Genomic DNA, 11,892 nt, shown 5'->3' with positions numbered 1-11,892 from the left:
TATGGCGCTTACTAAAGCTGAAATGTCAGAACACCTGTTTGAAAAGCTGGGGCTGAGCAAACGGGATGCCAAAGACCTTGTTGAAATATTTTTCGAAGAAGTACGTCGTGCTTTGGAAAATGGCGAACAAGTAAAACTGTCTGGCTTTGGCAACTTTGATCTGCGTGACAAAAACCAACGTCCGGGACGTAACCCGAAAACCGGCGAAGATATTCCGATCACGGCGCGTCGTGTGGTGACTTTCCGTCCGGGACAGAAATTGAAAAGTCGTGTAGAGAATGCTACTCCGAAAGAATAAGTGAAAACATCAAAAGGCCGCGAAAGCGGCCTTTTTTTTGCCTGCGTTTTATGTTCATCAATACACAACACGCAATAAGTTTTCACGCTTATCAGTAATAATCACGGAAAGTGAAAAGATAGTGTTAAAAGGGTAGGCTGTTCAGGATTAGTCTGATAGATTAAATTTCAGGGCGACAAAGTCAGCGAGATTCATTATTTCCCGAGCTGATTTTTACGAAGCCATTAAAATTAAAAGGGGCCAAAGCCCCGAAGATAAATAACTCATTTTATTCAGTAAATAATGCGCGTACATCATTAACTGAACCAAGTTACCGAAAAATTAACCGGCAGCTTAAGCGTAAAAATATAACATGTGATTATTGGTTATAGAACATACGCGGACCACCGCCACCATGGCCACCGCCGCCGTGACCTCCACCACCTGGGCCCCAGAATGGTGGGAATAAACAGCCGCTGAGGCTGACGGCAACCAGAGCAATGCTCAATAGAGCTAAAACACGACGCATAAAATACATCCTTTGTTTGAATAAACAGGGCGAGTATAAATAGAATGCAGGCGGGTTGTTGTCAGCCTTGCGTTAAGATTTGTTAGCGTCTCCATAAGAATTGAATAGTTAATAAACACCGTCGGATTGAATTATTTCAATCAGGAAATATTTGTTTTTTTATTGTAAGCTCAGAGCAAGTTATCCGAAAAAACGTTTATTTCTTATATTCACTTCCCTGGCTGACTGATATAAAAAACACGTCATAAAAAATAAAGAAGGCGTGACTAACGTGAAAAAATCTCTCTTATTGCTTTGTTGTGCACTGGCTTTGCCTGTGATCGCACAGGCAAATGTTTCTATTGACCTCAACGTACCTGGCGTATCACTTCATCTCGGGGATCAGGACCAGCGCGGTTACTATTGGGATGGTTATGACTGGCGTCCACCGCAGTGGTGGCACGATCACCAGGGGCATCATTACGGTGAACGTAATGAACATGGTATGTACTGGCATGGCAATCGCTGGGACGCTAAACCCCCTCAGCGCAACCACGACACCCCGGGACATAATCAGGGTCATCCAAACGGTAATGGTCCCCATGATGAGCATCATGATAACAAGGGCCATCATGGTAATGATGAACGCCGTGATAATAATGATCATCACGGGAACGGGCAGCCGATCCCGCCAAACGGTTATCAGGGACATTAATTCTTGCGGTGATCCCCAACGTGTTTGAAGCCGGTGCTTAGCCACCGGCTTTTTTATTTCCTATTTATCGCATTCGCCTGTTCTTCGCTAGAGCTAACTGCCTAATATCGGTAGGATAGTCACTCACCGTCAGACTCAGGAATCTGCCTTGCATGTCTATCCCGCAGACCTTTTCAGTTTTTGAACAGCAACAGAGAAATCGTGACCGCCGCTGGTTATACGGGCTGAGCATGCTGTTATTAGTGACAGGGGCGTTAAGCCTGAGTGCGGGCGAAAGCTGGCTGTGGCCGGACCAATGGCTGGGTACTGAGGCACGTCTCTTCGTATGGCAATTACGGTTTCCGCGCACTGTCGCTGTCATAATGGTGGGGGCAAGTCTCGCGACGTCTGGCGCAGTAATGCAGTCCTTGTTCGAAAACCCTCTTGCTGAGCCAGGTTTACTCGGTGTGGCCAATGGTGCCTGCGTTGCGCTGGTCTTATGTGTGATGTTAAGCCACGGTCTGTTGCCTGTTTGGGTTATGAGCCTGGCGGCCATTGCCGGGGCGCTTATAGTCACTTTCTTTTTGCTGTATATCGCCCGTAAACGTCTTCTGACAAATGCCCGTATGCTGCTTGTCGGGATTGCGATTGGGATTGCCTGCAGTGCCTTAATGACCTGGGCCATTTATTTCAGCAATAATCTCGATTTACGGCAACTGATGTACTGGATGATGGGCGGATTTGGCGGCGTTGACTGGAGTCAGATCTGGCTTGGGTTGATGTTACTGCCCGTTTTATTGTGGCTGGTCATGCAAGGTAATACGCTTAACCTGCTGTCGCTTGGAACACAGCAGGCGAGGCAACTCGGCATATCGCTGAATATCTGGCGCTATATTCTGGTGCTTGCCGTCGGCTGGATGGTCGGCTTGAGTGTCGCCTTATCGGGCGTGATTGGTTTCATCGGGCTGATTATCCCGCATATTCTCAGGCTTTGCGGAATCACGGATCAGCGTCGTTTGTTGCCTGCCTGTGCGCTTTGCGGCGCTTCAGTTTTGCTGTTAGCGGACGTGCTGGCCCGGATTGGTCTATCTGCGGCAGAATTACCGGTCGGTGTAGTCACCGCCACCCTGGGGGCACCGGTATTTATCTGGTTGCTGATCAGAACCGGACAAATCCGCTGATCCTTTTTGGTGTGTCAGCTATGCTGTTTCCTGACACCCCTTTTCCTCACCTACCCCTGGCAGGACAAAAATATGAGTAATGAAATTTTTGATATTTCTCTGAAAACTATCGATGGCGAAGACACGACGCTCGGCGCGTACAAAGGTTCTGTATTACTGGTCGTGAATGTGGCCTCACAATGTGGTCTGACCAAACAATATGAAGGTCTGGAAAATATCTATCAGGCATGGCATGACCGTGGTTTTGAAGTGCTGGGCTTCCCGTGCAATGAATTCGGTGCGCAGGAACCCGGTACTGAAGATGAGATCAAAACCTTCTGCACGACCCAATATGGGGTGAAATTCCCGATGTTCAGTAAAATTAATGTCAACGGAGATCTCCGTCATCCGCTGTATTCCGCGCTGATTGCGGCGTGTCCGACAGCAGTAAAACCGGAGGACAGTGCATTCTATGAACGCCTGGCCAGCAAAGGTCGCCAGCCCCTGAAGCCCGATGACATCTTGTGGAACTTTGAAAAATTCCTGATCGGCCGGGACGGCACCGTTGTCCAGCGTTTCGCACCGGATATGGCACCGGAAGATCCAATCCTGATGGAAACCATCAAAGTCGCGCTGGCGAAATAATGTGCGTGTGAACACACCGATGCTGGAATGTCGCCAGATAACCGTGTCCGGTCGGCTTCGTGCCTTTAGCACGCAGATTGAGCCGGGCAGCCGGATCCATATCATCGGCCCAAATGGTGCCGGGAAAAGCACGTTACTGGCCCGTCTGGCAGGGATGTCAGAAGGGGGAGGGGAGGTGACTCTCGACGGACAACGGCTGTCCGATATCCCCGGCCCCAGGCTGGCACGTCTTCGTGCCTGGTTATGTCAGCAACTGACGCCGGCATCCCTGATGCCGGTATTTCAATATTTATCCCTACATCAGCCGCAAAAAGTTGATCCCGGTGCTCTTGAGCGCACGGTTTCATGTTTGTGTGAGGCTCTGCATCTTAGCGATAAGCTTGGCCGCCCGGTCACGCATTTATCCGGTGGAGAATGGCAGCGGGTAAGGCTGGCGGCTGCTCTCCTGCAGGTATGGCCGACGGTGAATCCGGATAGTCAGCTTTTATTCCTTGATGAGCCGATGAACAGCCTGGATGTTGCCCAGCAGAAGGCGCTCGACCAACTGCTTTCGGAGTTTTGTGCAGCAGGTCGTTCCGTGGTGTTAAGCGATCATGATTTAAACCACACACTGCATTACGCACATCAGGTCTGGCTCATGTTTCAAGGTCAGGTAATGGTGGCGGGAAAATGTGCTGATGTCATGCAGTCTGAAAAATTATCAGACGTATACAAAGTGGCATTTGAGATACACGAACTGGCCGGCAGACAATGGATAATGGCGACCTGAGATTTACCTGAGCTTAATGCATAGCGGTTTAATTATATTATTATCGGGGTTTACCCTTTGCCCCAATTCTTATTTGCTCATAAAAAGCGCAAAGAATGCATTTTTTTAATAAAGTTCATTTTTTTTATAAAAATCATAAGCAAGTTAATCAGTTGTTATTGATGGGTTTTATTCGGTTTGCGCTATTTTATTTTCGTTTATTTACTTTCTGTTTAACTTCGCAAAACTGGCAAAACCTTAAGGTTAAATTAAGATTAAACCGACATCATAAGATCCATAATTTCATGGCGGCGTTTACTTACTGTTAAATAAATGCGGTCTACAGTCATTACCGGTTAATTACCTTTTTGGGATAGCGTAATGGAAAACTTTTTGCCTTTTTCCCGTCCGTCTATGGGCGAAGAAGAAATAGCGGCTGTGGGGCAGGTATTACGCTCTGGCTGGATCACCACCGGGCCACAGACACATCAGCTTGAACAGGATTTTTCTGCCGCTTTCGGCTGTAAACATGCTATTGCGGTGAGTTCCGCCACCGGCGGCATGCACGTCACCCTGATGGCGCTCGGCATCGGTCCCGGCGATGAAGTGATTACCCCTTCTCAGACCTGGGTTTCCACCCTCAACATGATTGTTTTGCTCGGCGCAGAACCGGTCATGATTGATGTTGATCCTGACACGTTAATGGTCAGTGCCGAAGCGGTTGCCGCAGCCATAACGCCAAAAACCAAAGCAATTATTCCCGTTCATTACGCGGGCGCGCCTTTAGATCTTGACCCTATTTATGCCGTGGCAAATCAGCACAATATTGCGGTAATAGAAGATGCCGCGCACGCTGCAGGCACCAAATATCGTGACCGCTGGATTGGAGCCCGGGGCACCGCAATCTTCTCATTCCACGCAATCAAAAATATGACCTGCGCCGAAGGCGGCCTGATTGCCACGGATGATGATGCTCTGGCTGATAAAGTGCGTGCATTGAAATTCCACGGTCTGGCTGTTGATGCATTTGATCGTCAGGTTTTGGGGCGGAAACCGCAGGCTGAAGTGGTCGAGCCAGGCTTTAAATATAATCTCTCCGACATTCATGCCTCTGTCGCTGTCGTGCAGCTTAAGCGTCTGGCACAAATGAATGCCCGCCGTGCGGAGCTGGCCCAGCGTTATCTGGATAAATTACAGGGCTCACCGTATCTGCCCATGAATGTGCCGGCTTATCCGCATCTGCATACGTGGCATTTATTCATGATACGTGTGGACGAAGCGCGTTGTGGTATCAGTCGTGACGCACTGATGGAACGCCTGAAAGAGCAGGGCATCGGAACCGGTTTACATTTCCGAGCCGCTCACACCCAAAAATATTACCGCGAACGTTATCCGCACCTGAATCTGCCAAACAGCGAATGGAATTCCGCACGTCTGTGCAGTCTGCCGTTGTTCCCTGATATGCAGGACAGCGATGTGGATCGCGTTGTCGCAGCTCTTTTTTCTCTTCTGGAGGCGCAGTAGTGGCGCATTACGAACCTATCCGTAAAGTCTCGGTAGTTATTCCGGTCTATAACGAAGAAGAAAGCCTGCCAGCGTTGCTTTCGCGCACGCAGGCCGCTTGCCAACAATTAACCCAGCAATATGAAATCATTCTGGTCGATGACGGCAGCTCCGACAGCTCCGGCGATATGCTTTCTGCTGCTGCCGAACAACCTGACAGTCATATCATTGCTGTTTTACTCAATCGTAACTATGGTCAGCACTCCGCAATAATGGCCGGTTTCAGCCATGTTACGGGTGATCTGGTTATTACCTTAGATGCCGATCTGCAAAACCCGCCGGAAGAAATTCCACGTCTGGTCGCCACTGCGGATGAAGGTTATGACGTTGTCGGCACTGTACGTGCTAACCGTCGTGATTCATGGTTCCGTAAAACCGCGTCCAGAATGATCAACATGATGATCCAGCGCGCTACCGGTAAATCGATGGGTGACTACGGGTGCATGTTAAGGGCCTATCGCCGTCACATCATCGAAGCCATGCTGCACTGCCATGAGCGCAGTACGTTTATTCCTATCCTGGCTAACACATTCGCGCGCAAAACCGTGGAGATTCCGGTTCAGCATTCCGAACGTGAATTTGGTGATTCCAAATACAGTCTGATGAAACTGATCAATCTGATGTATGACCTGATCACCTGTCTGACTACAACACCGCTGAGAATGCTCAGTGTTGTCGGCAGTGCGATCGCCATCTTCGGTTTCGTTCTTGCGGTCTTCCTTATTTTAATGCGCCTTATTAACGGCCCGGAATGGGCTGCGGAAGGCGTGTTCACGCTATTTGCATTGTTATTCATGTTTATCGGTGCGCAGTTTGTCGGTATGGGGTTACTCGGTGAATACATCGGGCGGATCTATAACGATGTTCGTGCACGTCCCCGTTATTTTGTTCAAAAAGTCGTCGGCGTTCGTACCGAAGACAACAGTCAGGAAGAAGAGTGATGAAAGCGATTGTATTTGCCTATCATGATATTGGTTGTGTTGGTTTACAGGCTCTGGTTGATGCGGGTTACGATGTTCAGGCGGTTTTCACCCACACTGATTCCCCGAATGAGAACCAATTCTTTTCTTCCGTTGCGCGTCAGGGTGCTGAATTGGATTTGCCGGTTTATGCGCCTGAAGATGTTAACCATCCGTTGTGGGTCGACCGCATCCGTGCTTTACAGCCCGATATTATTTTCTCTTTCTACTACCGCAATATGTTGAGCGAAGAGATTTTATCTCTGGCACCGCAGGGTGGCTTCAATCTGCATGGTTCATTGTTGCCGCGTTATCGCGGTCGTGCACCGGTTAACTGGGCGCTTCTGAATGGCGAAACTGAAACGGGCGTGACCTTGCATAAAATGGTTAAACGTCCTGACGCAGGCGACATCGTTGGTCAGCGTAAAGTGGCTATTACTGCCGATGATACTGCGCTGAAACTTCATGCCAAAGTGCGTGAAGCGGCTAAAGCCTTACTGACGGATGTGCTGCCTGAAATGAAGGCGGGCAACCTCACCCTGACCCCGCAAGATGAAACGCAGGCCAGCTACTTTGGCCGCCGTACTGCAGCAGACGGTGAAATTCACTGGCACAAATCTGCCACAGAAATCAATAACCTGATCCGTGCGGTGACTGAACCCTACCCGGGTGCGTTCTCTTATCTGGGACAGCGTAAACTGACTGTATGGCGTGCACGTCCGCTGACTACTCAGCACGACAAACAACCGGGCACCGTGCTTTCTTCTGATCCGCTGACCATCGCCTGTGGCGAAGGTGCGCTGGAAATTCTGGCCGGCCAGAGCGAAAACGGTCTGTATGTTCAGGGCTCCCGACTGGCGCTTGAACTGGGCATCATGCCGGATATGCGTGTCGCGACACTGCCAACGGCGGTGATGAAACGTCGTACCCGCGTGTTAATCCTCGGCGTAAATGGTTTCATCGGTAACCACCTGAGTGAGCGTCTGCTGCGCGAAGACCGCTATGAAATTTATGGTCTGGATATCAGCTCCGATGCGGTCAGCCGCTTCATGAGCAATCCGCATTTCCACTTCGTGGAAGGTGATATCAGCATCCATTCAGAGTGGATCGAATATCACATCAAAAAATGCGACGTTGTTCTGCCACTGGTGGCTATCGCAACGCCAATCGAATACACCCGTAATCCGCTGCGTGTATTCGAACTGGATTTCGAAGAAAACCTGAAAATCGTCCGCGATTGTGTGAAATACAAAAAGCGCATCATCTTCCCGTCAACATCTGAAGTTTACGGTATGTGTGATGACAAAGAATTCGATGAAGATCATTCCCGCCTGATTGTCGGCCCGATCAACAAACAACGCTGGATTTATTCTGTTTCTAAGCAGTTGCTGGACCGCGTGATTTGGGCTTATGGTGCGAAAGAAGGTTTGAAATTCACCCTGTTCCGCCCGTTCAACTGGATGGGTCCACGACTGGACAATCTGGATGCCGCGCGTATCGGCAGCTCCCGCGCCATTACTCAGCTGATCCTGAATCTGGTTGAAGGCTCGCCTATCAAACTGGTGGATGGCGGTGAGCAGAAGCGTTGCTTCACTGATATTAACGACGGTATCGAAGCATTGTTCCGCATTATCGAAAACCGTGACAATCTGTGTGATGGTCAGATCATCAACATCGGTAACCCGACCAACGAAGCAAGTATTCGTGAACTGGCAGAGATGCTGCTGAGTAGCTTTGAATCGCATCCGCTGCGCGCGCAGTTCCCGCCGTTTGCCGGTTTCAATCTGGTGGAAAGCAGCACTTACTACGGTAAGGGTTATCAGGATGTTGAGCATCGTACGCCGAGCATCAAAAATGCCCGTCGTCTGCTGAACTGGAAACCGGAAATTGGTATGGATAAAACCGTTGCTGAAACCCTGGATTTCTTCCTGCGCTCAGTAAATCCTGACGCTGACAAAGCCTGACAGGGTGCCCGTCATGAAGAAAGTGGGTCTGCGCATTGATGTGGATACCTGGAGTGGCACCCGCGAGGGTGTCCCTCAGCTTCTGCAAACGCTTGCCAATCATAAAATTACCGCCAGTTTCTTCTTCAGCGTTGGCCCGGATAATATGGGGCGTCATTTATGGCGCCTGCTTAAACCGCGCTTCCTGTGGAAAATGCTGCGTTCTAATGCGGCGTCCCTTTACGGTTGGGATATTTTACTGGCAGGCACTGCGTGGCCGGGTAAACTTATCGCGCGTGATCTCGGTTATCTGATGAAAGAAACCGCCAAACGAGGTCATGAAGTGGGGCTGCACGCCTGGGATCATCAGGGCTGGCAGGCAAAAGTGGGGAAATGGTCCGAGAAACAGCTGGAAGAGCAAATCCGGCTGGGGCTGGATGCATTGGAAAAAAGTCTGGGTCACGATGTTGAATGCTCTGCGGTGGCGGGCTGGCGTGCCGATGAGCGGGTCATTGAAGTCAAAGAACGTTTCCATTTTTACTACAACAGTGATTGCCGCGGAACGCGACCTTTCCTGCCGGTACTGAAAAATGGAACACTGGGTACCGTACAGATTCCTGTGACGTTACCGACATATGACGAAGTGGCTGGCGGTGAGATTAACGCCGATAACTTCAACGACTTTATTCTTGATGCTATTGCGAAAGATAGCGGTGTACCGGTTTATACCATTCATGCGGAAGTAGAAGGCATGTCACTGGCTCAAAAGTTCGATGAATTACTGACCCGTGCATCTGCACAGGGGATACAGTTTTGCGCGCTGGGTGAGTTGCTGCCGCAAGATCTGAGTTCATTGCCAAGAGGCAAAGTGGTTCGCGCCAGTTTCCCGGGAAGGGAAGGCTGGTTAGGTTGTCAGCAAGAAGGTTTTTCCTGATGTCGAAAACAATTAAAGGCGTATGGAGCACCCTGATCCTGGTGTTTTTCGCGCTGGTATATCTTGTTCCTCTTAATAGCCGCCTGTTATGGCAACCTGATGAAACCCGTTATGCTGAAATCAGCCGCGAAATGCTCCAGCGCGGCGACTGGGTTGTGCCTCATCTTCTCGGATTGCGATACTTTGAAAAACCGGTGGCAGGCTATTGGTTTAACAACATCAGCCAGATGATTTTTGGTGACAGTAATTTTGCTGTGCGTTTTGGTTCGGTATTCAGCACCCTGCTGAGTGCCATTCTGGTGTTCTGGCTGGCACATCTTATGTGGCGTAACCGCCAGACGGCTTACACAGCGGCGCTGATCTATCTTTCCATGACACTGGTGTTCAGTATCGGCACTTACAGTGTTCTGGATCCTATGATCACCTTGTGGATGACCACGGCCATGGTGGCGACCTGGTTCTGCCTGCGGGTTTCGCCTACACCGCAAAAAGCCATAAGCTGGATAGCGCTGGGATTGGCCTGCGGTATGGGCTTCATGACGAAGGGGTTTCTGGCGCTGGCGTTACCGGTTATTGCCGTACTGCCGATTATCTGGCGCGAGAAGCGTTTTAAAACCCTGCTTGGTTGGGGCCCGCTGGCGATTGTGAGCGCGGCGGCACTGAGCCTGCCGTGGGTGCTGGCGATAGCACACCGTGAGCCTGACTTCTGGAATTACTTCTTCTGGGTTGAACATATTCAGCGTTTTGCTGAGGCTGATGCTCAGCATAAGGCACCTTTCTGGTATTACCTGCCGGTACTCTTTCTGGGCGCGCTGCCGTGGCTCGGACTGTTACCTGGCGCATTGCGGGCGGGCTGGACTAAACGGGTCGTACGACCGGAATTATTTTTCCTGTTGAGCTGGGCAATCATGCCGCTGATTTTCTTCAGCATCGCCAAAGGTAAACTGCCGACCTATATTTTGCCGTGCTTTGCGCCGGTTGCCTTGCTGATGGCCGATCATCTCAATCAAATCTGTCAGTCAGGGAAATTGCGTACACTGAAAGCGAATGGTGTGATCAACATCACTTTTGGTCTTCTGATGGCGGCCGCTGTACTGGTGATATCCGGAATTTTGCCGTTCCACATTAAAGCCGTGTTCAGCCGTTCGGAGTTACCCCATGCGCTGATTGGTATTCTGTGCTTTGCGGTATGGGCGCTGGCGGGAGCCATATCGCTGACGGATTTGACAAAGCGCTGGTATTGGGCTGCTCTTTGCCCGCTGGTGCTGGCGTTGCTGGTCGGACAGGCTGTTCCTAAGAAAGTGATGGATTCCAAACAGCCACAGCCCTTTTTGACACAAAATATGGCGTTGTTAAAAGACAGTCGTTATGTACTGACAGACAACGTGGGCGTGGCGACCGCAATCGCGTGGGCGCTCAAACGCAGCGACATTCTGATGTTTGATGAAAAGGGTGAGTTGCAATACGGTCTGAGTTATCCGGATGCCAGGAACAATTTTGTCGATGCGGCGCATTTTTCACAATGGCTGCAACAAGCACGCCAGGAAGGAAACGTCTCTCTGGTCCTCAGGCTTGACCGTAATGCTGCCGTAAAATCCTCTCTGCCTCCTGCGGATCAAAAGGTACAAGTTGATCGTCAGGCGCTGCTGTTCTACAAAAAACTGCCATGACCGGTTTCTTTCTGGTTCTTGCCGTCAGCGTTATCACCTGTGCCGGTCAGCTTTGTCAGAAGCAGGCCGCACAGGTCGCCGGGCAGGGCATGGCGAAGGTTTTACGCTGGCTCGGATTGGCGATATTGTTGCTCGGTATCGCCATGCTGTTATGGTTGCGGGTATTACAACTCCTGCCGCTGAGCCTGGCTTATCCCATGCTCAGTCTGAATTTCGTTTTCATCACGCTCTGTGCCCGCGGGTGTTTCGGTGAAGTTGTCGATGCGCGTCACTGGTGCGGCGTTGGGCTGATCATGTGTGGTATAGCCGTAATGAGTTTCAGCTTATGAAAGGATATCTCTGGGGTACGGGAAGCGTGTTGCTGGTCACTGCGGCACAATTGCTGATGAAATGGGGCATGGTGCAGATCCCGGTGTTTTCACTGGCAGCGATAGACGCTCCCTTTATTCTGAGTCATTTAAGTGCATTGATTGCCGTTTTTGCAGGGCTGTGTGGCTATGTCTTATCGATGGGATGCTGGTTTTTTGCGTTGCATTATCTGCCGCTCAACCGGGCATATACTTTACTGAGTCTCAGTTATGTGTTGGTGTATGTGGCCGCAGTCACTTTGCCCTGGTTCAATGAAAGCATCAGCTTAAGTAAAACCCTTGGCGGGTTGCTTATCCTGTCAGGTGTCTGGCTGATTCACAGTAAACCCGTAAAAAAATCTCATTAAATGTATTTTCTGACGATAAAAAACAGCATTAAACATTGGATGACGGATAAAATAGCGCTAAATTCTATTAGTTCTT

At 50.1% G+C, this 11,892-nt stretch carries 12 protein-coding genes; all 12 read left to right on the top strand.

The window, feature by feature from the left end:
* Window position 1 precedes the first annotated feature (1 nt).
* The 12 genes from ihfA to arnF all read left to right on the top strand — a co-directional run bounded on the left by ihfA (window position 2) and on the right by arnF (window position 11,816).
* On the top strand, window positions 2–298 hold the full coding sequence (ihfA, locus tag J1781_RS24980; RefSeq protein WP_004089944.1) for an integration host factor subunit alpha: 297 nt from the start codon (window positions 2–4) through the stop codon (window positions 296–298).
* A gap of 779 nt (window positions 299–1,077) precedes the next feature.
* A complete protein-coding gene (locus J1781_RS24975; RefSeq protein WP_217218740.1) occupies window positions 1,078–1,500 on the top strand; it encodes a DUF2502 domain-containing protein in 423 nt (140 codons plus the stop codon).
* Window positions 1,501–1,652: 152 nt separating this feature from the next.
* Window positions 1,653–2,660, top strand: coding sequence for a vitamin B12 ABC transporter permease BtuC (gene btuC, locus J1781_RS24970; protein ID WP_129951731.1), 1,008 nt, complete (start codon window positions 1,653–1,655; stop codon window positions 2,658–2,660).
* Between the two features lie 72 nt (window positions 2,661–2,732).
* The gene (locus J1781_RS24965) at window positions 2,733–3,284 is read left to right on the top strand and encodes a glutathione peroxidase (protein WP_217156274.1); all 552 of its coding nucleotides are present in this window, start codon (window positions 2,733–2,735) and stop codon (window positions 3,282–3,284) included.
* Window positions 3,285–3,303: 19 nt separating this feature from the next.
* Window positions 3,304–4,053: a vitamin B12 ABC transporter ATP-binding protein BtuD gene (gene btuD, locus J1781_RS24960; protein ID WP_217218741.1), complete on the top strand. Its 750-nt coding sequence runs from the start codon at window positions 3,304–3,306 to the stop codon at window positions 4,051–4,053.
* A gap of 360 nt (window positions 4,054–4,413) precedes the next feature.
* Window positions 4,414–5,556: a UDP-4-amino-4-deoxy-L-arabinose aminotransferase gene (arnB, locus tag J1781_RS24955; RefSeq protein ID WP_129951729.1), complete on the top strand. Its 1,143-nt coding sequence runs from the start codon at window positions 4,414–4,416 to the stop codon at window positions 5,554–5,556.
* Window positions 5,556–6,536, top strand: coding sequence for an undecaprenyl-phosphate 4-deoxy-4-formamido-L-arabinose transferase (arnC, locus tag J1781_RS24950; protein ID WP_129951728.1), 981 nt, complete (start codon window positions 5,556–5,558; stop codon window positions 6,534–6,536). The genes arnB and arnC overlap by 1 nt, the downstream gene beginning before the upstream one ends.
* Entirely contained in the window at window positions 6,536–8,518 is a 1,983-nt protein-coding gene (gene arnA, locus J1781_RS24945) for a bifunctional UDP-4-amino-4-deoxy-L-arabinose formyltransferase/UDP-glucuronic acid oxidase ArnA (RefSeq protein WP_217139155.1), read from the top strand. Before arnC ends, arnA begins: the two co-directional genes overlap by 1 nt.
* 13 nt (window positions 8,519–8,531) lie before the next feature.
* Window positions 8,532–9,431 (top strand): 4-deoxy-4-formamido-L-arabinose-phosphoundecaprenol deformylase, encoded by a 900-nt coding sequence (gene arnD / locus J1781_RS24940; protein WP_129990446.1) that lies wholly within the window; start codon window positions 8,532–8,534, stop codon window positions 9,429–9,431.
* On the top strand, window positions 9,431–11,101 hold the full coding sequence (gene arnT, locus J1781_RS24935) for a lipid IV(A) 4-amino-4-deoxy-L-arabinosyltransferase (protein WP_217139154.1): 1,671 nt from the start codon (window positions 9,431–9,433) through the stop codon (window positions 11,099–11,101). Before arnD ends, arnT begins: the two co-directional genes overlap by 1 nt.
* Window positions 11,098–11,430, top strand: a complete 333-nt coding sequence (arnE, locus tag J1781_RS24930) for a 4-amino-4-deoxy-L-arabinose-phosphoundecaprenol flippase subunit ArnE (protein ID WP_129951724.1) — start codon at window positions 11,098–11,100, stop codon at window positions 11,428–11,430. Before arnT ends, arnE begins: the two co-directional genes overlap by 4 nt.
* Complete coding sequence (gene arnF / locus J1781_RS24925) at window positions 11,427–11,816, top strand: 4-amino-4-deoxy-L-arabinose-phosphoundecaprenol flippase subunit ArnF (RefSeq protein ID WP_129990444.1); 390 nt, start codon at window positions 11,427–11,429, stop codon at window positions 11,814–11,816. Before arnE ends, arnF begins: the two co-directional genes overlap by 4 nt.
* Window positions 11,817–11,892 lie beyond the last annotated feature (76 nt).

Origin of the sequence: Rahnella perminowiae (assembly GCF_019049695.1) — a bacterium.
GTDB classification, from domain to species: Bacteria; Pseudomonadota; Gammaproteobacteria; order Enterobacterales; family Enterobacteriaceae; genus Rahnella; species Rahnella perminowiae.
This window is presented reverse-complemented; position numbering and strand designations above follow the sequence as displayed.